Source organism: Altererythrobacter sp. C41 (assembly GCF_016803135.1).
Taxonomy (GTDB): domain Bacteria; phylum Pseudomonadota; class Alphaproteobacteria; order Sphingomonadales; family Sphingomonadaceae; genus Pelagerythrobacter.
Genome location: NZ_JAEVFE010000003.1, coordinates 195,193 through 218,362 on the forward strand (window position 1 = coordinate 195,193; position 23,170 = coordinate 218,362).

Annotated in this window: 24 protein-coding genes and 1 other RNA gene; 14 read left to right on the forward strand and 11 right to left on the reverse strand. The window is 66.7% G+C overall.

Features of this window, described 5'->3' with window-relative positions:
• The first annotated feature begins 12 nt into the window (after positions 1-12).
• Both clpX and JNO53_RS07905 read left to right on the forward strand, forming a co-directional pair.
• On the forward strand, positions 13-1,275 hold the full coding sequence (gene clpX / locus JNO53_RS07900; RefSeq protein WP_203109411.1) for an ATP-dependent Clp protease ATP-binding subunit ClpX: 1,263 nt from the start codon (positions 13-15) through the stop codon (positions 1,273-1,275).
• 163 nt (positions 1,276-1,438) lie between these two features.
• Positions 1,439-1,621 carry a hypothetical protein gene (locus tag JNO53_RS07905; RefSeq protein WP_119513115.1) on the forward strand — a complete coding sequence of 61 codons (183 nt, stop codon included), beginning with the start codon at positions 1,439-1,441 and terminating at the stop codon, positions 1,619-1,621.
• Positions 1,622-1,714: 93 nt separating this feature from the next.
• On the opposite strand, the gene JNO53_RS07910 is transcribed toward JNO53_RS07905, so the two are convergent.
• The 3 genes from JNO53_RS07910 to JNO53_RS07920 are packed head-to-tail and all read right to left on the reverse strand — an operon-like array spanning position 1,715 to position 3,753.
• The gene (locus JNO53_RS07910) at positions 1,715-2,656 is read right to left on the reverse strand and encodes a cation diffusion facilitator family transporter (RefSeq protein ID WP_203109413.1); all 942 of its coding nucleotides are present in this window, start codon (positions 2,654-2,656) and stop codon (positions 1,715-1,717) included.
• 5 nt (positions 2,657-2,661) lie between these two features.
• Positions 2,662-3,330: a monofunctional biosynthetic peptidoglycan transglycosylase gene (gene mtgA / locus JNO53_RS07915; RefSeq protein WP_203109415.1), complete on the reverse strand. Its 669-nt coding sequence runs from the start codon at positions 3,328-3,330 to the stop codon at positions 2,662-2,664.
• A gap of 42 nt (positions 3,331-3,372) precedes the next feature.
• Positions 3,373-3,753 (reverse strand): winged helix-turn-helix transcriptional regulator, encoded by a 381-nt coding sequence (locus tag JNO53_RS07920; RefSeq protein ID WP_203109417.1) that lies wholly within the window; start codon positions 3,751-3,753, stop codon positions 3,373-3,375.
• Between the two features lie 105 nt (positions 3,754-3,858).
• Here JNO53_RS07920 and JNO53_RS07925 point away from each other — a divergent pair, with 105 nt between their 5' ends.
• Entirely contained in the window at positions 3,859-4,599 is a 741-nt protein-coding gene (locus tag JNO53_RS07925; protein ID WP_203109420.1) for an SDR family oxidoreductase, read from the forward strand.
• Positions 4,600-4,623: 24 nt separating this feature from the next.
• On the opposite strand, the gene JNO53_RS07930 is transcribed toward JNO53_RS07925, so the two are convergent.
• The 3 genes from JNO53_RS07930 to JNO53_RS07940 all read right to left on the reverse strand — a co-directional run bounded on the left by JNO53_RS07930 (position 4,624) and on the right by JNO53_RS07940 (position 7,763).
• Positions 4,624-5,550 (reverse strand): M23 family metallopeptidase, encoded by a 927-nt coding sequence (locus JNO53_RS07930; protein ID WP_203109422.1) that lies wholly within the window; start codon positions 5,548-5,550, stop codon positions 4,624-4,626.
• A gap of 239 nt (positions 5,551-5,789) precedes the next feature.
• Positions 5,790-6,695 (reverse strand): RNA polymerase sigma factor RpoH, encoded by a 906-nt coding sequence (rpoH, locus tag JNO53_RS07935; protein ID WP_203109424.1) that lies wholly within the window; start codon positions 6,693-6,695, stop codon positions 5,790-5,792.
• A gap of 123 nt (positions 6,696-6,818) precedes the next feature.
• The gene (locus JNO53_RS07940) at positions 6,819-7,763 is read right to left on the reverse strand and encodes an RluA family pseudouridine synthase (RefSeq protein WP_203109426.1); all 945 of its coding nucleotides are present in this window, start codon (positions 7,761-7,763) and stop codon (positions 6,819-6,821) included.
• Between the two features lie 16 nt (positions 7,764-7,779).
• Between JNO53_RS07940 and JNO53_RS07945 the strand changes: the two genes are divergently transcribed.
• The 4 genes from JNO53_RS07945 to rnpB all read left to right on the forward strand — a co-directional run bounded on the left by JNO53_RS07945 (position 7,780) and on the right by rnpB (position 10,042).
• Positions 7,780-8,175 (forward strand): M67 family metallopeptidase, encoded by a 396-nt coding sequence (locus tag JNO53_RS07945; protein WP_203109428.1) that lies wholly within the window; start codon positions 7,780-7,782, stop codon positions 8,173-8,175.
• Positions 8,176-8,224: 49 nt separating this feature from the next.
• On the forward strand, positions 8,225-8,869 hold the full coding sequence (locus tag JNO53_RS07950; protein ID WP_203109430.1) for a histidine phosphotransferase family protein: 645 nt from the start codon (positions 8,225-8,227) through the stop codon (positions 8,867-8,869).
• A complete protein-coding gene (locus tag JNO53_RS07955; protein ID WP_203109432.1) occupies positions 8,869-9,573 on the forward strand; it encodes an N-acetylmuramoyl-L-alanine amidase in 705 nt (234 codons plus the stop codon). Before JNO53_RS07950 ends, JNO53_RS07955 begins: the two co-directional genes overlap by 1 nt.
• A 6-nt stretch (positions 9,574-9,579) precedes the next feature.
• Positions 9,580-10,042, forward strand: an RNA gene (gene rnpB / locus JNO53_RS07960) — RNase P RNA component class A.
• 183 nt (positions 10,043-10,225) lie between these two features.
• On the opposite strand, the gene JNO53_RS07965 is transcribed toward rnpB, so the two are convergent.
• Both JNO53_RS07965 and JNO53_RS07970 read right to left on the reverse strand, forming a co-directional pair.
• Positions 10,226-11,536: a UDP-glucose dehydrogenase family protein gene (locus JNO53_RS07965; protein WP_203109434.1), complete on the reverse strand. Its 1,311-nt coding sequence runs from the start codon at positions 11,534-11,536 to the stop codon at positions 10,226-10,228.
• Positions 11,533-12,336 (reverse strand): metallophosphoesterase family protein, encoded by an 804-nt coding sequence (locus tag JNO53_RS07970; protein ID WP_203109436.1) that lies wholly within the window; start codon positions 12,334-12,336, stop codon positions 11,533-11,535. Before JNO53_RS07970 ends, JNO53_RS07965 begins: the two co-directional genes overlap by 4 nt.
• Positions 12,337-12,603: 267 nt before the next feature.
• On the opposite strand from JNO53_RS07970, the gene JNO53_RS07975 reads away from it, so the two are divergent.
• Positions 12,604-13,365, forward strand: coding sequence for a TorF family putative porin (locus tag JNO53_RS07975; RefSeq protein ID WP_203109438.1), 762 nt, complete (start codon positions 12,604-12,606; stop codon positions 13,363-13,365).
• Positions 13,366-13,390: 25 nt separating this feature from the next.
• On the opposite strand, the gene JNO53_RS07980 is transcribed toward JNO53_RS07975, so the two are convergent.
• Positions 13,391-14,104, reverse strand: coding sequence for an SIMPL domain-containing protein (locus JNO53_RS07980; protein WP_203109750.1), 714 nt, complete (start codon positions 14,102-14,104; stop codon positions 13,391-13,393).
• A 137-nt stretch (positions 14,105-14,241) separates the two neighbouring features.
• Between JNO53_RS07980 and JNO53_RS07985 the strand changes: the two genes are divergently transcribed.
• Positions 14,242-14,679 (forward strand): VOC family protein, encoded by a 438-nt coding sequence (locus tag JNO53_RS07985; RefSeq protein ID WP_203109440.1) that lies wholly within the window; start codon positions 14,242-14,244, stop codon positions 14,677-14,679.
• 9 nt (positions 14,680-14,688) lie between these two features.
• Here the strand turns inward: JNO53_RS07985 and nhaA are convergent, their stop codons facing one another.
• Positions 14,689-15,906, reverse strand: coding sequence for a Na+/H+ antiporter NhaA (gene nhaA / locus JNO53_RS07990; RefSeq protein WP_203109442.1), 1,218 nt, complete (start codon positions 15,904-15,906; stop codon positions 14,689-14,691).
• Between the two features lie 80 nt (positions 15,907-15,986).
• On the opposite strand from nhaA, the gene JNO53_RS07995 reads away from it, so the two are divergent.
• From JNO53_RS07995 to JNO53_RS08015, 5 genes are all read left to right on the forward strand, one after another.
• The gene (locus tag JNO53_RS07995) at positions 15,987-17,384 is read left to right on the forward strand and encodes a glycosyl transferase family protein (protein WP_203109444.1); all 1,398 of its coding nucleotides are present in this window, start codon (positions 15,987-15,989) and stop codon (positions 17,382-17,384) included.
• On the forward strand, positions 17,381-18,520 hold the full coding sequence (locus JNO53_RS08000; protein ID WP_203109446.1) for a hypothetical protein: 1,140 nt from the start codon (positions 17,381-17,383) through the stop codon (positions 18,518-18,520). The genes JNO53_RS07995 and JNO53_RS08000 overlap by 4 nt, the downstream gene beginning before the upstream one ends.
• Positions 18,521-18,833: 313 nt before the next feature.
• Positions 18,834-19,748 (forward strand): sulfite exporter TauE/SafE family protein, encoded by a 915-nt coding sequence (locus JNO53_RS08005; protein ID WP_203109448.1) that lies wholly within the window; start codon positions 18,834-18,836, stop codon positions 19,746-19,748.
• 29 nt (positions 19,749-19,777) lie between these two features.
• Positions 19,778-20,497 carry a TIGR02186 family protein gene (locus JNO53_RS08010; protein WP_203109752.1) on the forward strand — a complete coding sequence of 240 codons (720 nt, stop codon included), beginning with the start codon at positions 19,778-19,780 and terminating at the stop codon, positions 20,495-20,497.
• A 94-nt stretch (positions 20,498-20,591) separates the two neighbouring features.
• Positions 20,592-22,307 carry an ATP-binding protein gene (locus JNO53_RS08015; protein ID WP_443111169.1) on the forward strand — a complete coding sequence of 572 codons (1,716 nt, stop codon included), beginning with the start codon at positions 20,592-20,594 and terminating at the stop codon, positions 22,305-22,307.
• A 16-nt stretch (positions 22,308-22,323) separates the two neighbouring features.
• Here JNO53_RS08015 and JNO53_RS08020 read toward each other — a convergent pair whose 3' ends face one another.
• Positions 22,324-23,058, reverse strand: coding sequence for a 7-carboxy-7-deazaguanine synthase QueE (locus JNO53_RS08020; protein ID WP_203109452.1), 735 nt, complete (start codon positions 23,056-23,058; stop codon positions 22,324-22,326).
• Positions 23,059-23,170 lie beyond the last annotated feature (112 nt).

Below are 23,170 nucleotides of genomic sequence, written 5' to 3' on the forward strand. Positions count from 1 at the left end.
GAAGCACGGGATATGACCAAGTTGAGCGGAACCGATAGCAAGTCCACGCTGTACTGCAGCTTCTGCGGCAAGTCGCAGCACGAGGTGAGGAAACTCATCGCGGGGCCGACGGTGTTCATCTGCGACGAATGCGTCGAGCTGTGCAACGACATCATTCGCGAAGAGACCAAGGCCGGGCTCACGGGCCGCAAGGAAGGCGAAGTCCCGACCCCGAACGACATCTTCGTGACCCTGAACGATTATGTGATCGGTCAGGACCGCGCCAAGCGCGTGCTCTCGGTCGCGGTGCACAACCACTACAAGCGGCTGAAGCACAGCGGCAAGGCGGGCGACGTCGAGCTGGCGAAGTCGAACATCCTGCTGGTCGGCCCGACCGGTTCGGGCAAGACGCTGCTGGCGCAGACGCTGGCGCGCACGTTCGACGTGCCGTTCACGATGGCCGACGCGACCACGCTGACCGAAGCCGGCTATGTCGGCGAGGACGTCGAGAACATCATCCTCAAGCTGCTCCAGTCGAGCGACTACAACGTCGACAAGGCGCAGCACGGCATCGTCTACATCGACGAGATCGACAAGATCACCCGCAAGGCGGAAAATCCCTCGATCACGCGCGACGTGTCGGGCGAGGGCGTGCAGCAGGCGCTGCTCAAGCTGATGGAAGGCACGACCGCCTCCGTCCCGCCGCAGGGCGGCCGCAAGCATCCGCAGCAGGAATTCCTGCAGGTCGACACGACCAACATCCTGTTCATCTGCGGCGGCGCCTTCGCGGGGCTGGAGAAGATCATCGCCGACCGCCTGCAGAAGCGCTCGATCGGCTTCGGCGCGCACGTCGCCGATCCCGACAAGCGCCGCGTCGGCGAACTGCTCGAGAAGTGCGAGCCGGAGGATCTGCTCAAGTTCGGCCTGATCCCCGAATTCGTCGGCCGTCTGCCGGTCATCGCCACGCTGCGCGATCTCGATGTCGCGGCGCTGGTGCAGATCCTCAGCGAACCGAAGAACGCGCTGGTCAAGCAGTACCGCAAGCTGTTCGAGCTCGAGGATGTCGAACTGACCTTCACCGACGACGCGCTGGAAACGATCGCCGAGCGGGCGATCAAGCGCAAGACCGGTGCACGCGGCCTGCGCTCGATCGTCGAAGGCATCCTGCTCGACACGATGTTCGACCTGCCCGACATGGACGGGGTGAGCGAGATCGTGATCGATAAGGACGTGGTCGAAGGCCGCAAGGACCCGATTCGCGTGCTCGGCGGCGAGAAGAAAGAAGCGGCCGCCTGACAGGCGCCGCTCCGCCGCGCATGGCGCTGCGGACATAATCGGCCCCGCGCGGGCCGTTCACGCCTTACCGGGCGCAAGTGGCGCGGCACGCGGTTGCGCCCCGGACCGGGTCCTGTTTGGGCTCGGGCCGCACTGTCACGCGAAATACGAGGAATTCCCGAACATGGCCACCAACGCACAGCTCGCGGCCAAGCTTCTGCGCGATGCGAGCGGCTTCTTCCGCAACGTCGGCGAACAGAACCCGCAGCTCCAGCAGCAGATGGACGACAACGCGCAGGTTTACGAGCAGGTCGCCGAACTGGTCGAGAACGACCCGAACGGGGAGCTTCCCGCGCAGGAGGGGTAGGGCTTGCGGGCGGCGGGGCACGAGGACCGTTTCCCGCCGTCCCTCTACCTCACTTACCATCATCCCAGCGAATGTTGGGATGACGGCCGTCTCCTAACAACTCTCCGCCGAGGATAGCCCGCAATCGGCATCGCGCTCGATCTGGATCGTCGCGTGACCGATGCGGTGGTGATGGTCCAACTCGTGCGCAATCTCGCGCAGGAAGTCGTCGCCGGGATGGCCGGCCGGCATGACGAGATGCGCGGTCATAGCCGTTTCGGTCGTACTCATCGGCCAGATGTGCAGGTCGTGGATCGCGGCCACTCCGGGCAGACGTGCCAGATAGGCGCGCACCTCTTCTTCCGAGATTCCCTCCGGCACGGCGAGCAGGCCCATCTTCACGCTGTCCTTGAGCAATCCCCAGGTGCCCCAGGCGATCACCGCCACGATCACGAGGCTTGTCGCCGGATCGATCCAGGTCGCACCGGTCAGCAGGATCGCCGCGCCCGCGATCACCACACCGAGCGAGACCAGCGCGTCGGCGACCATGTGCAGGAACGCGCCGCGAATGTTCAGATCGTCGTGCCGCCCGCGCATGAACAGCAGCGCAGTCGCGGTGTTGATCACGATCCCCACGCCCGCGACAACGATCATCGTCCACCCCTCCACCTCGGCCGGATTGGTCAGGCGGTTGAGCGTCTCGAACAGGATCGCACCGATCGCGACCAGCAGCAGCCCGGCATTGGCCATGGCGGCCAGGATGGTCGAGCTCTTGTAGCCGTAGGTGAACTTGCCGGACGGCGGCTTTCGCGCCGCAGCAGCGGCGGCCCAGGCGAGCAGCAGGCTCAGCACATCCGACAGGTTGTGCCCGGCGTCGGCCACCAGGGCCATCGAGCCCGAGATGAAGCCGTAGGCGGCCTCGACCAGGACGAACGCACCGTTGAGCACGATGCCGATCGCGAAGGCGCGGCCGAAATCCGCCGGCGCATGGGCGTGGCCATGGCCATGCGAATGCCCGTGCGAATGTCCGTGATTATGCGAATGACCCGCGCCCATCGCGCTCACTCATAGACGCAGGCGTCGAGCCCGTCACGCCCGACGACGCCCATGCGGGCCGCGATCGTGTTGCCGTAACGGCGCGTGAAGCCGGCCGGATTCACCACCGAACGCTGCTTGGGCAGCGGCAGTGCGGCCGCCATGCGTGCGGCCTCGATGCGGCTGAGGCGGGCGGCGGAGTGATTGAAATAGCGCTGCGCTCCGGCCTCGGCGCCATAGGTCCCGATCCCCGTCTCGGCGACGTTCAGGTAGACTTCCATGATCCGCCGCTTGCCCCAGATGTTCTCGATCAGGAAGGTGAACCAGGCCTCCAGCCCCTTGCGGAAGAACCCCCCGTCCTGCCACAGGAAGACGTTCTTGGCGGTCTGCTGGCTGATGGTCGACGCCCCGCGGATACGCCCGCCCTGCGCATTGTGCTGGATCGCCTTCTCGATCGCTTCACGGTCGAAACCGTTGTGGCTGCAGAACTTGCCGTCCTCGGCGGCGATCACCGCGGCGACGAGATTGCGGTCGATGTTCGAAAGCGGCTCCCAATCCTTGGTGATGCCATTCTCGTCCAGCAACATCGTGACCGTCACCGGCGGCGGCACGAACCTGTAGACGACCACGAGCAGGAGGCTGAGCCCCACGAACCACAGAACCAGCTTGGCGAGCAGCATCAGGAACCAGCGCATGGGCAAACCGGATAAGGGCGGCAGAAGCCGCGTGCAATCGCCTTACTTGCGTGCGTCGAACGCGGCGCGGGCGGCTTCGATCTTCTCGATGTTGCGCTCCGCCCAGTGCCATACTCCGCAAAATGCCTCGGCAAGATCGTGTCCGAGCTCGGTCAGCCGGTATTCGACCCGCGGCGGAACCTCCGGGTGAACCGTGCGCGTCACCAAGCCTTCGCGCTCCATTTGCCTGAGCGTCTGGGTGAGCATCTTCTGGCTGATTCCCGGCACCGCGCGGCCGATCGCGCTGAACCGCTGCTCGCCTGCTTCCTCGAGCGCCTCCAGCACGAGAAGAGTCCACTTGTCGGCAACGCGGCCGATCGTCTCGTCGACCAGTGCGTCCACACGCGGGTCCGAATGATAGCTCGTATGCGGCGGTTTTCCCATTTCTTTCCTTCCGGTAACTACCGCACGTTGAGGTGCCTACTTTCCATAAGAGAGTAATGGACTAGATGGAGTGCCTCTCCAACGCAAGCAAGGAAGGTTCTTCTCATGAAGACCAGTGGCAATACCATTCTCGTCACCGGCGGCGGCAGCGGGATCGGCCGCGAACTCGCGCGGCGCTGGCACGAACTTGGCAACACCGTGATCGTCGCCGGCCGTAACGAAAGCTCGCTCGCCGAAACCGCCGAGGGACATGCGAACATCCATCCGATGGTGTTCGATGTGTCCGATCCGGCCGATATCGAACGTTTCGTGCGGGACCTGATCGGGCGGTTCCCTGCGCTCAATGTGCTGGTGAACAATGCCGGCATCATGCACTACGAGGACGTGACGACGAAACGCGACCTGGCCGATGCGGAGGCGACGGTGGTCACCAATCTGCTCGGCCCGATCCGGCTCACCGACGCGCTCGTCGATCATCTGGCGAGGCAGGACGGCGCTGCGATCGTCAACGTCAGCTCGGGCCTCGCATTCGTGCCGATGCCCAAGGCGGCCACCTATTCGGCGACGAAGGCGGCGCTCCACAGCTATTCGATCTCGCTGCGCGCGAAACTCGAAGGCGCGGTTGAGGTGATCGAGATCGTGCCGCCCGCCGTGCAGACCGAACTGACGCCGGGCCAGTCGACCCGCGAAGGCTACCTTCCGCTCGGCACCTTCGTCGATCAGGTCATGATGCAGTTCGAAAGCGGTGCGCCGCCTGAGGTTTGCGTGCCCAATGCCCTGGTGCTTCGCAACGCGGAGAAGGAGGGGCGGTTCGAGGAAGCCCTGGCGATCACCAGGAGCTTCTGATCGCCGGCGTGGGGCGCTTGCGCGTCAATCGGGGAAGCGCACCACGCTGTTCGCCTCGGGCATGGACGGGCCCGGCACGGGTCCGGCCGGCTGCCAGGGCCCGCTGCCGAGGTCGGTGATCGAGGCGTATCGGCCGATGATCTCCGCGCCTTCGATCAGAAAGGGCAGGCCCTCCGCTGCAAGAGGCGATGGGCGTGAAGCGACATGGAAATGAAGATGCGGGGAGGTGCCCTGACCGGTCAGCCCGAGGCGCGCGATCACCTGCCCGCGCTTCACCCTGTCACCGGGCTTCACCAGAAGGCCCGGCTGCAGATGCTCGTAGAAGGCGAAGCGCCCGTTTCCGAGGTCGAGGGCGACGAAGTTGCCCGTCGCATCGCCGATCGAGACGCGCGGCAGGTCGGCACGCAAAAGCGGTTCGGTAAATTCGTCGCGAGTCGCCGCAACGACGGCGTCGGCCACCGCCAGCACTTCCGCACCATATCCGAGCGAGTCGGCCAACGTCTTGCTGTCGGAGCGATCGAGCCGCCCCTGCGCGTCCGCCTTCATCCAGTCGATCGCAAACCTGCCGGGGATCGTCGCCTGTCCGGCCGTGGCATAGACCACGCGGCGGTGGCCGCGCTCCATCTCGGGCGCATAGACGGCGACCCACGGTCCTCCGCGCAGGGGCGGACTCAGGATCGGCAGCGGGCGTGTGTCCACCTCGATCCGGCCGGCATCTATCACTGCCGCTCCGTCCTTGCTCGTAACCGCGACCTTGTGCGCCAGGCTCGCCGGGATGCCGGACCCACTCAGCGGAACGTCGAGATAGACGATCGTGCGTGCACCCGGCGCGATCGCGAGGCCGTCCGCCCCACTCGAAGGGACCCCGCCGAGCGCTGCGGCGAGCCGATCGCCGGAAAGGGCCAGCAGAGGCGCGCCCGTCGCACCGTCCTCGACCGTCAATTCATCCAAAGTCAGGGGCGCCGACGAAAAATTCGTCAGGTGCAGCTCATAGATGAGATGCTGGCGGCCGCCGATACGGACGGGAGCCGGGCGGTAAGGCAGTTCCGCATCGAACGCCTGGATAGTGGCAGGCGCCCGGACCGGGGGCGCCGGTTGCGCCGCCGCCGCCGGACCAATAACTGCCGGCAAGAGAAGAACGGCCGCCGCGTGACGCCCATACGAAAGGCGCCACGGGCGGACCATTTAGCTTACGCGATGCCCGGCAGCAGCCGCTCGCCGGCGATCCGCTGCATCGCCTTCTGCAGTTTCTCGAACGCGCGCACCTCGATCTGGCGGATGCGTTCGCGGCTGACGTCGTAGACCTGGCTCAATTCCTCCAGCGTCTGCGGATCGTCCGTCAGGCGCCGTTCGGTGAGGATGTGCTTCTCGCGCTCATTGAGGCTGTCCATCGCTTCGACCAGCATCTCGTGGCGCACCTGCGCCTCCTCGGCCTCGGCCACGGTCTCGTCCTGAAGCGGGCGATCGTCGGTCAGCCAGTCCTGCCATTCGCCAGAACCTTCCTCGCCGCCGCGCATGGGCGTGTTCAGCGATCCGTCGCCGCCCATCATCATGCGGCGATTCATGTTGATCACTTCCTGCTCGGGCACGCCGAGGTCGGTCGCGATCTTGGCGACATCGTCCGGATGAAGATCGCTGTCCTCGTAAGCCTCGAGGTTCTTCTTCATCCGCCGCAGGTTGAAGAACAGCTTCTTCTGCGCCGCGGTGGTGCCCATCTTCACGAGCGACCACGAGCGGAGAATGAATTCCTGGATCGAGGCCTTGATCCACCACATCGCATAAGTCGCCAGGCGGAAGCCGCGGTCGGCCTCGAACTTCTTGACGCCCTGCATGAGGCCGACGTTGCCTTCGGAAATGAGGTCGCTGACCGGCAGGCCGTAGCCGCGGTAACCCATGGCGATCTTGGCCACGAGCCGCAGATGGCTGGTAACGAGCTGCGCAGCAGCTTCCGAATCCTCGTGTTCCTCGTAGCGCTTGGCGAGCATGTATTCCTGCTCTGCCGTCAGCACCGGGAACTTCTTGATCTCGGCGAGATAGCGGTTGAGGCTCTGCTCACCGCCAAGCGCCGGAACTGTCAATGCCTTGTTGTTGCTCACGTCTACCCTGACCTTTCTCGTGTCGACCGCGCGGTGACGGACCCCTCATGGGCATCCGCGTTGCGGGCCACGCATTCACATATAGGACGCTGGTGGGGCGGATTGAACCGACTTTCATCGATTTCAACGAGCGGTTTCGTCGATGAGTTCCCGCATGTCCGAGGGCAGTTCGGCCCGGAAATCCACCCTCTCGCCCGTGATCGGATGATCGAACCCGAGCGATGCGGCGTGGAGCGCCTGACGGGCAAAACCGAGCTGCTTGAGGAGCGGGCGAAGCCCTGCCGGTGTGCGTCCATAAGTTGGGTCCCCCAATAGCGGATGGCCGATTGACGCACAGTGAACGCGGACCTGATGCGTGCGGCCGGTTTCCAGTCGGCATTCGATCAGGGCGCAATCCCGCAGCAATTTCAGGGTCTTGTAGTGCGTTACTGCGTGCTTGCCGCGGGCCGAATTGGGCGGCAGCACGGCCATCTTCTTGCGGTTCGCCTCGGACCGGCCGATTCGCCCTGCGATCGTGCCCATCGAGGGGACCGGGTGGCCGGCGCAGACGGCCAGGTAAGCACGGGTGATCGAATGGTCGGCAAACTGCCGCGCCAGCCCCTCGTGCGCCGCATCGCTCTTGGCGACGACAAGCAGGCCGGAGGTGTCCTTGTCGATCCGGTGGACGATGCCCGGCCGCGCCACGCCGTTGATGCCCGACAATTGCCCCCGGCAATGGTGCAGCAGGGCGTTGACCAGCGTCCCGTCAGGGTTTCCCGCCGCGGGATGCACGACCAGCCCCGCCGGCTTGTTCACCACGATCAGATGATCGTCCTCGAACACGATGTCGAGCGGGATGTCCTGCGCCTCGGCCGCCAGCGGCTGGGGCGGGGGAACGTCGATGGAAAACGTCGTGCCTTCGCCGGTCCTGGCCGAAGCGCTGCGCACCACCGCGCCGTCGACCTTGACTCGGCCTTCGCCGATGAGCCCCTTGATCCGCTCGCGCGAAAGCCCCGACGCGTCGGCGAGCGCCTTGTCGAGGCGGAGACCGGGCGCGAGAAATCCGCCGATGACTTGATCGTCCGCCATGCTAGGCCAATGCGCGATGATTGCCCAAGTCTCAAGTGCGGTCCTGGAGCGCATTCTCGCCGAGGCGGCAGCGGCGGCCCCCCGCGAATGCTGCGGCATCCTGCTGGGCGACGGCGCGGAGGTTCGCGCCCTCGAACCCGCGGACAACGTCCACCCCGCGCCCAAAACGCATTTCGAAATCGATCCGCGCGCGCTGATCGATGCGCACCGGGCCGCGCGCAGGGGCGGGCCCCAGGTCGTCGGCTACTATCACTCTCACCCGCGCGGTCCGGCCGAGCCTTCGCCTACGGACCAGGCCATGGCGGCGCGCGACGGCCGCGTCTGGGCGATCGCCGGCCAAGGCGAGGTACGGTTCTGGCGCGACGACGAAGCGGGCTTCGAACCGCTTTCCCTGCGAGTCATTGATCGGTAAGGCAGCGGTTAACCAGACTTTCGCAGTACGGGGCCACGTTTCTCAATCCATGACCGATACCGACGCCATCGACCTCGCCAGCATGCTCTGTTCGCGCCTGTGTCACGACATGCTCAGCCCGGTCGGGGCGCTTTCCAACGGGCTCGAACTCCTCGCAGGGGAGAAGGACCCGGAGATGCGCCAGCGCTGCTTCGAACTGCTCGAGCAGAGCGCGCAGATCAGCGCCGACAAACTCAAGTTCTTCCGCCTTGCCTACGGCGCTGCCGGCGGCTTCGGCGATCAGGTGGACGTGGCCGAGGCCCGCGCGGTGATCGACGCGCTGGCGCGTGATGCGAAGCGCGTCGCGGTGAACTGGGCGCTTGCTGAAAGCCGTTTGTCCAAGCCGGCGGTGAAGGTGCTGCTCAACTTCGCCCATATGGGCATCGAAGCGCTCGTGCGCGGCGGCACGATCGACATCGGGGCGGAAGTGCGGGACGGCGCGACCGAGATCGTCGTCCGCGCGGCCGGCGCCCGGATCGCATTCGACGAGACGATCGGCGCGGCGCTCGAAGGCAATCTGTCGAAGGACAAGCTTTCGAGCCGCACTGCGCCCGCGCACCTGCTATGCTTGCTGGCCGATCATGCCGGGGGCGGACTGCAATATCGGCAGACCCCCGACGCCTTGGTCCTCGGAGCGGTGCTGCCGAACGGCTGATGGACGAACTCGTCCACCACGAGCGGCCGTCGCCCAACTTCAACGAGCGTACGCTGCCGATCTCGATGGTGGTGATCCACTATACCGAGATGGAGAGCGCCGACGCCGCGCTCGAGCGGCTGTGCGATCCGGATGCGGGGGTGAGCGCGCATTACCTGATCTCGGAAGCGGGCGAAGTCACGCGGCTGGTGGCGGAGGACAAGCGGGCGTGGCATGCGGGTACGTCGTACTGGCGTGGGCACAAGGACGTGAACTCGGCGAGCATCGGGATCGAGCTCGATCACCCGGGGCATGCTCTCGGTTACCGCGAGTTTTCGGATGCGCAGTTTGCCGCGCTCGTCCCGCTGGTGGCGCGGATCGTGAAGGAACACGATATTCCGCGCGCCAACGTCGTCGGCCATTCCGATGTCGCGCCCGCGCGCAAGATCGATCCCGGCGAGCTGTTTCCCTGGGACCGGCTCGCCGAATACGGCCTGTGCCTGCCGCGTCCGGAGAAGCTCGAGCTGGGCGATCCCTTCGACAACGACGGCGCCTTCTACCTCGCGCTCGAGCGCTTCGGCTACGACGTGACCGACGGGCGCAAGGCGGTCGAAGCGTTCCAGCGCCGCTGGCGGCCCGAACGGATCGACGGGGAGATCGACGGGCAGATCCGGGCGATCCTGTTCCAGCTCCTCTTGGATCGCGACCGCGGACACGCTAGATAAGGGCCGCCAGGGGGCCGGGCAGCCGCGCCCCTTCGACAAGCTCAGGATGAGCGGGTCGGAGGGTCGAGGAAAGTCCGGGCTCCACGAAACGAGGGTGGCGGGTAACGCCCGCCGGGCTCGCGCGAGCGGGCTCAGGGAAAGTGCCACAGAGAGTATACCGCCGACGCGGCCCTAAAGGCCGCAGGCAAGGGTGAAAGGGTGCGGTAAGAGCGCACCGGGGCTTCGGCAACGCGGCCCGCATGGCAAACCCCACCCGGAGCAAGGCCGAATAGGGGCGGCGCGTCCGCGCAAGCGGGCTGGGGTGTTTCGCCCCAAGCGCAAGCTGCGACCGCCCGGGTTGGCTGCTTGAGCGCACGGAGCAATCCGTCGCCTAGACGAATGGCTGCCCTCACGGGGCCGGTCCCTCCAAGGAAACAAGGGCGGGATACCGCCCGCGAGACAGAACCCGGCTTACAGGCCCCCTGGCATTTTCGTCGTCGCGCAGCGAAAGGCCCTCATTCGCTCTCTCCCCTTCAGGGGAGAGATACGCAGGCTTGCGAGCTTGCTCGCTAGCCGGAGTTGAGAGGGGAGAGAGTAAGCCGAGAAAGAGTTGCGCGATTCCCCCTCTCCCAACCCTCTCCCCTGAAGGGGCGAGGGCTAAAATCGCTGCGAATCAGCCCCGTCCGACGCTGACGTAGGTGAAGCCCGCGGACTGCATGTGGTCGGGCTTGTAGATATTGCGCAGGTCCACCATCACCGGCGCGTTTGCCAGGGCCTTCACGCGCTCCAGATCGAGCGCGCGGAAGGCATCCCATTCGGTGACGATGGCGATCGCATCGGCCCCTTCGATCGCCTCGTAGGGGCTCTTGCACATCTGCACGTCGGGCATCAGCGGTGCGGCCTGCTCCATCCCCTCCGGATCGTACCCGGCGACCTTCACGCCGGCATCTCCGAGCGCCTGCGCGATCGCGATTGCCGGGCTGTCGCGCATGTCGTCGGTGTTCGGTTTGAACGTCAGGCCGAGCAGCGCGACCTTCTTGCCCCGCGCCGCTTCCATGCCGCCGAGCGCGTCGATCACCTTGCGCCCCATCGCGCGCTTGCGGCTGTCGTTGGTCTTCACCACCGCTTCGACGATCCGCACCGGGCTGTCGTAGTCCTCCGCGGTCTTGAGCAGTGCCAGCGTGTCCTTGGGGAAGCACGAGCCGCCGTAACCGGGGCCCGCGTGGAGGAACTTGGGGCCGATGCGGTTGTCCATCCCGATCCCGCGGCTCACGTCCTGCACGTTGGCGCCGACCTTCTCGCACAGATCGGCCATCTCATTGATGAAGGTGATCTTGGTCGCCAGGAATGCGTTGGCGGCATACTTGATCAGTTCGGCGCTGCGGCGGCTGACGAACAGGATCGGCGATTCGTTGAGGAACAGCGGGCGATAGACCTCGCGCATGACCTCGCGGCCGAAGTCGTCCTCCGCGCCGATCACGATCCGGTCGGGTCGCTTGAAGTCCCCGATCGCCGCGCCTTCGCGCAGGAACTCGGGGTTGGAGACGACCGATACGCGGTGCTTGCAGCCGGTCTCGGCGATGATCCGCTCGACCTCGTCGCCGGTGCCGACGGGGACGGTCGACTTGGTCACCACGACCGCATCGTTCGCCAGGTTCTCGCCCACTTCGCGGGCGACGGCGTGGACGAAGGAGAGATCGGCGTGGCCGTCGCCCCGGCGGCTGGGCGTGCCGACGGCGATGAAGATCGCCTGCGCACCGGCGATGCCCTCGGCAAGATCGGTGGTGAACGACAGCCGTCCGGCGGCGACATTGCTTTCGACCAGCGCGTCGAGCCCGGGTTCGTAGATCGGCATCACGCCTTCGTGCAGGCGGTCGATCTTCGACTGGTCCTTGTCGATGCAGACTACTTCATGCCCGAAATCGGCGAAGCAGGCGCCCGACACCAGGCCGACGTAGCCCGAACCGACCATTGCGATCTTCATTGCGCAGTCCCCATCTTGCGAATTGTAATCGTGCCCGCTTCGTCGGCGGCCTGTATGTAGCGCCGCGTATCGCCTTCCAGCACCAGCGCCGTCAGCTTGCCCGTCCGGTAGGCGCCGGTGTCGATCCCGATGCGGTTGGCGCACTCGGCCACCGGGTCGCAGATCGTGTGCCCGTGCACCACGACATGCGAATGCGGCGCGGAGTGGCGCAGGAACCGGTCGCGGATCCACAGCAGGTCGTGGCGCGACTGTTCCTCAAGCGGTACCTCGGGAAGGATACCGGCATGGACGAACAGATAGTCGCCGGCGATCACGTATTCCTCGAATCCGCGCAGGAAATCGCGGTCCGCCTGCGGCACCGCGGCGCACATCAGGTGCTGCAGCTCGTCGAGCGTGCTTTCGTTGTAGCGCTCGCGCGTGATGCCGTAGCTGAACAGCGTCTCGCGCCCGCCGTGCTTGAGGAAGTGGCGCAGTATGCTGCGTTCCTCGAACGACTGGAGGAACATTTCCTCGTGATTGCCGGCGAGGATACGCACGCGGCGGCGCGCCTGCAACTCGCGTGCCTGGGCCACCACACCCGCACTGTCGGGTCCGCGGTCCACCAGGTCGCCGAGCAGCACGATGGTGGTTTCGGCCGGCTGGGCCTCGCGATCATCGCGCTCGACCGCATCGATGAGCGGCTTGAACAGATCGATACGCCCGTGAACGTCACCGACGACATAGATCCGCTCTCCCTCGGGAACGGAGGGGCGCGGCGTCTCGGGGCGGGCGCGAAAGATCTTGCGGAACGGTTCGAACATAGGGTGTTTTGGCGTGGAACAGGGGGCGCCGATAGGCCAGCCGCGCCTGCACGGCAACCGATGACTCGCCACTGAACCTGCGGGGCAGCTGGTGCACGAATTCAACACGTCCGTCTCCCGTCGAACACGGTCTGAAATATTCCTTGTGCATCGCAGCATGATGCTGCACGATCGTTTCGCGTTCGCAAGAGTGTGCTCGATAAAACGAAGCATCCGGCGAACCGGCAGGTGGGACGAAGCACAACTGCAAACGCAAGGAAGTTTGTCATGCTCACGTCCATCCGCGGCCTCACCGCCGCAGCTATTCTATCATCCGCTGTCATGGCTGCTGCGCCGGTGCATGCGCAGGGCGAGACCGACCCGCCGAGCGCGGTCGAAGTGTCCGGCAACGTCGCGATCGTCAGCGACTACCGCTTCCGCGGCGTTTCGCTGTCGGGCGGCGACCCGGCGATCCAGGGCGGAATCGACATAGCCCACGAGAGCGGGTTCTACATCGGCACCTGGGGCAGTTCGATCGACGACGGCGGCACCGATCTGCTGGGCGATGTCGAGCTGGATATCTACGGCGGCTGGAGCGGCCCCGTCGCCGAGGGCCTGACGCTCGACGTCGGGCTGCTGTACTACATGTATCCGACCGAGGATCTCGGCGCCGACACCGATTATCTCGAGCCCTACGCCTCGCTCACGTTCGCGCTGGGCCCGGCAGAGGCTACCGTCGGCGCGGCCTATGCGTTCGATCAGGCCGCGTTGGGGGACAGCGACAATCTCTATGTCTACACCGATCTCGGCGTCGGCATTCCGAACACGCCGATCACCCTGAGCGGCCACCTCGGCTACACCGACGGCGTGCTCGCGCCCCCGCTACTGGCCGGAAGCACGGACGATTCGGGGCTCGACTGGTCGCTTGGGGCGAGCGCCACGGTGCTGGGCGGCCTGAACCTCGGCGTCAGCTATGTCGGCGTCGAAGGTCCGTCGATCGACGGCTATACCGATGACGCCGTGGTCGCGACGCTGGGCATGAGCTTCTGAGCTTCGTCCGGCCGGCCCGCAGCCGTCAGTCCAGCGAGAAGTCCACCGTCGTGACGACGCGCACCTTCTTGTGGGGGCTGTCGGACACGCCCCAGCCGGCTGTCTCGCCGTCGCGCGCTTCGATCGAGAAGTAGCCCTGGGTCGCCTGTCGGATGCTGCCGACGTTCGCGCCGCTGTCTTCGGCAAATTGCTCGGCAGCGGCGCGGGCGTCCTTGGTCGCTTCGGCGATCATCGCCGGCTTGACGGCGTCCAGCTCGGTGAAGGTGTAAGCCATGCCGGAGCCGTCCTCGAGCACGACGCCGCGGCGGACGAGTTCCGCCTGCCGCTTCACTGCATTCTGCGCGCGCTCGATGTCGTTGGTCCGCAGCGACATGCGCTGGCGGACGGTGTAGCGCCCGATGCCCTGATTGTCCGTGAAGTAGCTGACGTTGACGCCCGTCGGTTCGACCGCGCCCGCAGGAAACCCGAGATCGCGAAAGAAGGCCTCGATCGACGCGGTGTCGCGGTCGACGCCCGCCTGCGCGGTCGCCAGATCGGTGGCGGTCGAGGAGTAGGAGATCGTCCAGGTCGCGAGATCGGCCATGACCTCGCGTTCGGAAAGGCCGCGGACGGTGACCGCGCGGTCCGCCTGTTTTGCCCGAACCAGTCCGTCGCCGAGCAGGAAGCCGCCGACGATCAGCCCACCGGCGACGATCGCCGAACTGGCAAGCCATCGCCGTGCGGTGGGCTCGCGCCACATCGGGAGGGAGGCGGACGGCGCATCGGATTTGCTCTCGACCATGATTGGCCCTTTCGTTTCGGGACGGGGAGACCCATGTAGGACGTCTAATATGCGCACGATGAACCGTGCTTTAATGTAGACGAATGGAACCCCCCATGACGAAGTACCTGCACACCATGATCCGCGTCACGGATATCGACGCGACCGTCGATTTCTTCCGCATGATCGGGCTCGAGGAAGTGCGCCGGTTCGACAACGAGAAGGGGCGCTTCACGCTCGTCTTCCTTGCCCCGCCGGGTCAGGAGGGGCTCGCCGAGGTGGAGCTGACCTACAACTGGCCGCCGGAGGACGGCAGCGCGCCGGAAGAGTACACCGGCGGGCGCAACTTCGGGCACCTCGCCTACCGCGTGGAGAACATCTACGAGACCTGTCAGCGGCTGATGGACGCGGGCGTGACCATCAACCGCCCGCCGCGCGATGGGCACATGGCCTTCGTCCGCTCGCCCGACGGCATTTCCATCGAGCTGCTGCAGGAAGGCCATCTCCCGCCGCAGGAGCCCTGGGCGAGCATGGAGAACACCGGAAGCTGGTAAGGCTCCGGATCAGTCGCTCCCGGCCCGACCAGGTTCGTCGCCGGGATGCGCCGTGGTCATGCGCAGGATCGTGAACCCGACGACGGCCGAGCAGAGGGAGCCAAGCAGGATCCCGATCTTGGCCTCGTCGATCAGCAGGCGATAACCGGGGAACGCCAGTTCGCCGATGAACAGCGACATGGTGAAGCCGATCCCGCACAGGATCGAAACGCCCCAGATTTCGGGCCAGTTCGCCCCCTGCGGCCGGGGAGCGAAGCCGATTCGATCGGCGACGAAGATCGCTGAGACGATGCCGATCTGCTTGCCGAAGAACAGGCCCGCGGCGATCGCGAGCGGCAGCGGCGCAAACACGCCTGCCAGCCCGAGGCCGGACAGGTTCACGCCGGCATTGGCGAAGCCGAACACCGGCACGATCAGGTAGGCGCTCCACGGCGCCAACTGGTGCTCGAGCCGTTCGAGCATCGTCTCGTCGTTCTTCCCGACCATCGGGATCAGCATCGCGGCGGCGACCCCGGCGATGGTCGCGTGCACGCCCGAATTGAGCACGAAGTACCACAGCACGACCGCCAGCAGCAGAAAGGGCACCACGGTCTTCACGCGCATCCGGTTGAGCGCCAGCATGACGCCCAGGATCACCAGTGCGCCGACCAGCCACATGAACTTGATGCCCGCGGTATAGGCGACCGCGATGATCAGCACCGCGCCGATGTCGTCGACGATCGCGACCGTCAGCAGGAACAGCCGCAACGACGCCGGCACCCGGTTGCCGAGCAGGCCGAGCACTCCCATCGCGAAGGCGATGTCGGTCGCGGCCGGAATGGCCCACCCCTGGGCGAGCTGCGGGTCCTCTCCCTGGACGAAGAAGAAATAAACCAGCGCGGGCGCCAGCATCCCCGCCGCCGCAGCAAGGACCGGCAGCCGCCGCTGCTCCGCGGTGCTGAGCTGCCCTTCAATCCACTCGCGTTTCACCTCCAGCCCGACGACGAAGAAGAAGATCGCCATCAGCCCGTCGTTGATCCACAGATGCAGCGTGTTGAGCTTCGCAACCGGCGTGAAAGCGAACGGCGCGTGAAACAGATCATGGTAGCTGTGCGCCAGCGGCGAGTTGGCGATCAGCATCGCCGCGGCTGCCACCAGGATGAGCAGCACCCCCGCCGAAGCATCGCCGACGAACAGCGCACGGACGGGGGCGACGAGATCGAGGATCGGTTTGGGTGCTTTGGCCATGGGAACGCTCCATTTCGGATTTCCTAGTGCGTTGCAAGTCCAGCGGCCCTTGGATAGAAATCCCCGCGGGGGGATAACGGATGCTGTCCGGGGGATTGCCGCTGCTCGATTGGGTGGTGCTCGTCCAACGCGAGCTGCTTCTTTTCGCAGCGGTGTTTTTTCTGATCGGTGCGCTCGACGAGTTCGCGATCGATTTCGCGTGGCTCTGGCTGCGGCTGAGCGGCCGCGCGCGGCCCGCGGTCTACGATCCCGCGCGTCCCGATCGCCCGCCGCTGCGCCAGGCGGCGGTGTTCATTCCCGCCTGGCACGAGGATCGCGTGATCGGCGCGACGGTGCGGCACATGCTGCGGGTCTGGCCCGACCGCACCTTGCGCATCTACGTCGGCTGCTACTGCAACGATCCGGCGACGATCGAGGCGGTCGCGGCGGCCGCCAGTGGCGACGACCGCGTGCGGGTGGTGATCAACGAAGCCGCAGGGCCGACGACCAAGGCGGATTGCCTCAACCGCCTCTACGCCGCGCTGGAGGCGGACGAGGCACGCGGCGGCACGCGTGCCGCCAGCGTCCTGCTGCACGATGCGGAGGACATGGTCGATCCCGCCGCGCTGGCGCTGATCGACGAGTGCCTGCGCGGCGCCGATCTCGTGCAACTGCCCGTCCTGCCGTTGCCCCAAGCGGAGTCGCGCTGGGTCGGCAGCCACTATTGCGAGGAGTTCGCCGAGAGCCACAGCAAGGGCCTGGTGGTCCGCGACGCGCTCGGCGCGGGCATCCCGCTCGCGGGCGTGGGGTGCGGCATCGCGCGCGACGCATTGGCCCGCCTCGCGGCCAGCCGGGGCCTCCACGCACCGTTCGCCACCGACAGCCTGACCGAAGATTACGAACTCGGCCTCGGCATCGCGGAGATGGGCGGGCGGACCCGCTTCGTGCGGCGCAGGTCCGCCGACGGGCAACTGATCGCCACGCGTGCCTTCTTCCCTTCGCGGCTTCATCAGGCCGTCCGTCAGAAGACGCGGTGGATCCTGGGGATCGCCTTCCAGGGCTGGGACCGGCTTGGCTGGCATGGGCGCCCGGTCGAAGTCTGGATGCGGCTGCGCGATCGGCGCGGGCCGTTCGCGGCGCTCCTGCTGGGCGTCGCGCTTGCCGCGCTGTTTCTCGGCGGGATCGGTTCGGCGGCGAGCCTCGCCGGCTGGACCGCCGCGCCCGAACTCTCGCCGGCGCTCGAAGCGATCCTCATCGCCAATATCGCCGCCTTGCTGTGGCGCTGCGTCTTTCGCTTCGCCTTCACCGCGCGCGAGCATGGTTTCGGCGAAGGCGTTCGCGCGGTCCTGCGCCTGCCGGTCGCCAATTTCATTGCGATGCTGGCGGGGCGGCGCGCCTTGTCCGCCTATGTCCGAAGCCTGCGCGGCGCGCGGCCGCAATGGGACAAGACCGAGCACGACGCGCATCCCGCGCTCCTGCCCCGCCGGGTGACGTCATGAGCGGCAACGCGGGCCGGCGCCGGGGTGAGCCCCTGCTGATGCTCGCGGTTCTGCTGACCGCCTGGGTCGGAACGCGGGCGATGGTGTGGGAATCCCCATCGCGGCCGCTGGAGACGATGTTGGAGAGTGTGGCCCCGCCGATGTCGACACCCAGCGCCGCGCCCGTAGCGGCGTCCCCCGCACAGGACGCGGCGATCGTTCAGACTACAGCGGATCGGAAGTTTGGCCCGTTGGCGGCTGGTCCCGGGCCGGTGCCCGCGAGCCTGGTCGCGCTGCTCGAACCGCTCCCGGTCTGGCAGGTTCAGGCGACCTCCAGTTCGCCGCCAGCCTCCCGCAGCGAGGTCATGGCCAGCCACCAGCTCCTGTGGCTCGCCGCGACCGCGCAGCTTCCCGTTCCGCCCGATGTGGCGGCGCTCCTGCGGGCGAGGGCGGCGTCGCCCGCAATCCGCACGCGGCCGCCTCTCGCGGTACGGAAGCCCGACCGATGGTCGTTCGACGCCTGGCTGCTCCTGCGCCCGGGGGAGGGCGGCGAAGCTGCAGCGGGCGGGCGGTCGGCGAGCTACGGTGCCAGCCAGGCGGGCGCGGTGATCCGCTATCGCCTCGCATCCGGCAGCGCGCGCCGGCCAGCGGCCTACGCCCGTGCGACGCAGGCGCTCGCCGCCGGCAGGGAGTCGGAACTGGCTGCCGGATTGGCCGCGCGCCCTTTCGCGGCGGTGCCGGTGTCGCTCTATTCCGAAGTGCGGGTGACGCGGCACGGTAGCGGTAAGGTCGAACTTCGGCCGGCGGCCTTTGCCGTCACCGAGCTCCCGCCGGTGGCTCTGCCGCTGGGGCTCCGCGGCGAGGCCTATGCGCAGGCGGGCTATGTCGGCGGCAGGTTCGCCACCGCCTTCGCCGACGGGCAGGCGCGGGTCGATCGCGAGGTCGCCCGCTTCGACCTCGCCGAAGTGCGGGCCGGAGCCGGAGTCTGGGGCGGAGCACAGAAGGGTGCGGCGCGGCTCGATATTGGCCCCACGGCGTCGCTCGACCTCGAGATCGGCGATGCGCCTGCCCGGCTGGCGCTCGACTACCGCTGGCGTATCGCAGGGGAAGCCGCGCCCGGGCGAGGCATTGCGGTCACGCTTTCGACCGGATTTTAATCCGCCCGCTTTCAACCGCCGCTGCCCTCGGTTAGGGTCGAAACCCGATCAGGTCGCGGTCGTGACGGAGCGGATTTTGGCACCAGGCAAGGAGCAAGTAGGGAGCGATGTTCCTGCATCGTGACCGACGCGCGACGCTGCATGGCGTCAAGATCCGCCCGCCGCGCAGCGGTTGCCCCTGGAAGCCCGCCGAGCGGCGTCGCTGGCTTGCGCGTAGCTTTGGCTACGCGACTGCGCTGCGCTCCTTGTCAGCGGGCTTCCAGGGGCAATCACGATCCTCGACCTGATCGGGTTTTGACCCTAGGGCTTCGTCATGGACGTGTACCTCCCCATCGCGAACCTGTCGGTGAACGGGCTGGTCATCGTCGGGCTGGGGGCGCTCACCGGGGTTCTTTCCGGCCTGTTCGGCGTCGGGGGCGGGTTCCTGACGACGCCGCTGCTGATCTTCTACGGCGTTCCGCCCACGGTCGCGGCGGCCTCGGCGGCGACCCAGATCACCGGCGCCAGCGTCTCGGGCGTGCTCGCCCACGGCCGGCGCGGCGGGGTCGACTACCGCATGGGCAGCATAATGGTCGCCGGCGGCATTCTCGGCGCCGGGATCGGCGCGCTGCTGTTCCGCTTCTTCCAGTCGATCGGCCAGATCGATACGGTCATCAACGTCCTCTACGTCTTCCTGCTCGGCTCGGTCGGATCGCTGATGGCGCGCGAGGCGTGGCAGGCTGTCCGCCCGCCGGAGGGGGGCACTGCGAAGCCTGCGATGAAGCGCCGGCACCACCGGCTGATCGCGGCCTTGCCGCTGCGCTGGCGGTTCTACGGATCGGGCCTCTACATCTCCCCCATCGCGCCGCTGCTGCTGGGCGTGGTGGTCGGCACGCTGACCATGCTGATGGGCGTGGGCGGCGGGTTCATCCTCGTGCCCGCGATGCTCTACATCCTGGGCATGAGCGCCAACGTCGTGGTCGGCACCTCGCTCTACAACATCCTGTTCGTCACCATGGTGACGACGATGATGCACGCGCTGACGACCCATGCAGTCGACATCGTGCTCGTCGCCCTGCTGCTGTTCGGGTCGGTAACGGGGGCGCAGCTCGGCACGCAGGTGGCGCAGAAGTTCAAGCCCGAATATCTGCGCCTCGCGCTGGCGGCCATCGTCCTCCTCATCACCGCCCGAATGTTCTTCGGCCTCTTCGTCCGGCCGGAGGAGATCTTCACCGTGGTGCCGCTGTGAAGCGCCTGTTCCTCCTCGTGGCACTGGTGATGCTCTCGGCCCAGCGGGACCCGATCCTGGTGCCCGAAGTCTCGCAGGACGACGTGCAGGTCCAGCAGGGCTTTACCGGCACCGAGCTGCTCCTGTTCGGCGCGATCCTCGATCCCACCGGCGCGCGGGCAGGGCAGGATTACGATATCGTCGTGGTCCTCAAGGGGCCGACGGAGCCGATCGCCGTGCGCGAGAAGGCGCGCGTCGGCGGCATCTGGGTCAATGCCGACAGCACCGCGTTCCAGTCCGCGCCGTCGTTCTTCGCGGTCGCGTCCTCGCGCCCCATCGGGGAGATCGTCGACGAGCGGACCGCTGCGATCTACGAGCTCGGGCTGGACTACCTGCAGCTCTCGCCGACCGGCGCGATCGATCCGGAAGAGCAGACGCGCTTCACCGCCGGCCTGGTCGACTTGCGCAGCCGGCAGGGGCTCTACAAGGAAGATCCCAGCGGCGTGCAGATCAGCGAACAGGTGCTGTATCAGGCGCGGATCTCGCTCCCCTCGAACGTCCAGACCGGCACTTACACCGCCGAAACCTTCGCCATCACCCGCGGCCGCGTGATCGCCTCTGCCATTGCGGAGGTCGAAGTGCGCAAGGTCGGGTTCGAACGGTTCGTGGAAGTCTTCTCGGAACGGCAATCGCTGTTCTACGGCTTCCTGGCGGTCTTCCTGTCGGTCGGGATGGGCTGGGTCGCGGGGCGCCTTTTCGCGCTGATCTAGCTGGCCTTTCGGCCCCGTGTTGACCCGATCTTAACCACCCGGCGTTACGCCCGGCGCCCGGGCAGACGCAGGGATCGACCACTTCATGACCGAGATGGGCCACGGCAACCTCGAACGGCGCCAGCCGCTCGACACGGCGACGCGGGACGGGGGCAGCGCCGCCGGGCACCCGCAGCCGCAAGCCGTCGCCTCCTCCACCCGGTCCGACAATGCCATCCAGCCGATCGGCGTGGTCGTCGAAGTCGCCGGCTCCGGTTCGCAGATCGCGCTCGACGTGCAGCGGCTGAACGAGTGCATGGCCGACGAAGACCCTTCGGTCGCCCTCGCGGGGCAGGTCGGCAGCCAGATCAAGATCCGCGCCGGCAATGCCTGGCTGCTCGCCAGCGTCCGCAACCAGCGGCAGGATCTGCGGGCAGGCGGCGGGATCATCGCCGACGTCGACTTTCTCGGCGAAGGAATGGAGGAGAACGGGACCGGCCGCATCTACGGCTTCCGCCGCGGCGTCACCCGCTACCCCGTTCCCGGGGCGAAGATCTACCCGGCGACCACCGCCGATCTCCGGCACATCTACGCCAGCGATGGGCGCGCGAGCATCCAGATCGGCACCGTCTATCCGACCCGGGACATTCGCGCGGGCCTCTACATCGATGCCATGCTCGGCAAGCACTTCGCGCTGCTCGGCTCGACCGGCACCGGCAAGTCGACCAGCGCTGCGCTGATCCTTCACCGCATCTGCGAGGCCGCGCCCGAGGGGCATGTGGTGATGATCGACCCGCACGGCGAATATGCCGCGGCGTTCCGCGACACCGGGATGATCCTCGACGTCTCCAATCTCCAGCTCCCCTACTGGCTGATGAACTTCGAGGAGCATTGCGAGGCGCTGCTGACGACCAGCGGCAACGAGCGGCAGACCGACATGGACATCCTCGCCAAGTGCCTGCTGCGGGCGCGAGGCAAGAACCGCCTGGCCGAAACGATGGGCAAAATCACCGTCGATTCGCCGATCCCCTATCTCCTCTCGGACCTCTCGAACGAGCTCCAGAACGAGATGGGCAAGCTGGACAAGGCGACCTCGTCGGCGCCCTACATGCGGATCAAGAGCAAGCTCGACGAGCTCAAGGGCGATCCGCGCTACCAGTTCATGTTCTCCGGCATGCTGGTCGGCGACACCATGGCGGAATTCATCGCCAAGATCTTCCGCATGCCCGGCGGGGGCAAGCCGATCTCGATCATCGACGTCTCCGGCGTCCCCTCGGACATCACCTCCACCGTGGTCGCCGTGCTGAGCCGTCTGGTGTTCGACTTCGCGATCTGGGGGCGGGAGGAGAAGACCCGGCCGATCCTGCTCGTCTGCGAGGAAGCGCACCGCTACGTGCCCAACGAGGCTAACGCGGACGGATCGTCGGTCGGCATGATCCTCAGCCGCATCGCCAAGGAAGGCCGCAAGTACGGCATCAGCCTCGGCCTCATTACCCAGCGCCCGTCCGATCTTGCCGAGGGCGTGCTGTCGCAATGCGGCACGATCATCGCCATGCGCCTCAACAACGACCGCGACCAGGCGTTCGTGAAAGCCGCCATGCCCGAAGGCGCGCGCGGCTTCCTCGATTCGATTCCCGCCCTCCGCAACCGCGAATGTATCATCTGCGGCGAAGGCGTCGCGATCCCGATCCGCGTCAGCTTCGACAGCCTGGAAGAAGCCAAGCGCCCGGCGTCGGAAGACCCGAGCTTCGTCGAACTATGGAATGAAAGCGGCGGGGAGGAAGAGGCTGTGCAGCGTGTGGTGCGCCGCTGGCGCTCTCAGGGCCGCTAGGTACGTTTAGGTCCTTCTAGGTTCCCCGCGTATCCCCATAAAGATGGATATGCAGCCGGTCGCTCATCCGGAAACCGCGCTCCAGGCATAACGGCGCAAGCCACGCCTGCCGCGCCCGCAGCGTCGCGCTGTCGGTGCCTTCGGGCATCAGGAACACATGCCCCGGCCGAAAGCGATAGCGCGCCTGAAGCGCCAGCACCTCCGTCACATCCTCGGGCGAGGCGATCACGAACTTGAACCAGGCGCGCGGATCGGCCGCGTAGGCATCGAGCCGCTCGGGCAGCAGCGCGAGCTCGGCCGGATTGCCGCTGTGCGCGAGCTTGGGGCTGACGTTGTACTGGTCGATGCGGATGTCGAGCCGGGGCGGGGCGGCGACGGTGCCGTTGGTCTCGATCTCGACCGTCATGTCGGGCAACAGCTCGAGCAGCTTCGCCAGCGCGCCCGCCTGAAGCAGCGGCTCGCCGCCGGTGATCACGAGGCGCTTCTGGCCCAGCGCCGCGATCCTCTGGGCAGCCTCCTCCTCGCTAAGTGTGATCTGATTGGCCTTGCGCTCGAACGTCTCGCCGGAGCGATGCGGCCGCTCGTCGCCCTCGAAATGCCAGGTATAGGCCGTGTCGCACCACTGGCATGCGAGGTTGCAGCGCGAGAGGCGCAGGAACGCGACCGGCACGCCGGCGCTTGGCCCTTCGCCCTGCAGCGAGGCGAAAATCTCCGGCTCGCCGGGACTTTGCGTGGCTAATACGATCGACATACCCGGTTCAACTCAAGCTGTTCTTAGCCCCCTCCTCTTCAGAGGAGGGGGTTTGGGGGTGGTGCTCGCAACGCGAGAACAGTTCGCTTCGCGAGCGATGCTGGCGCATCGC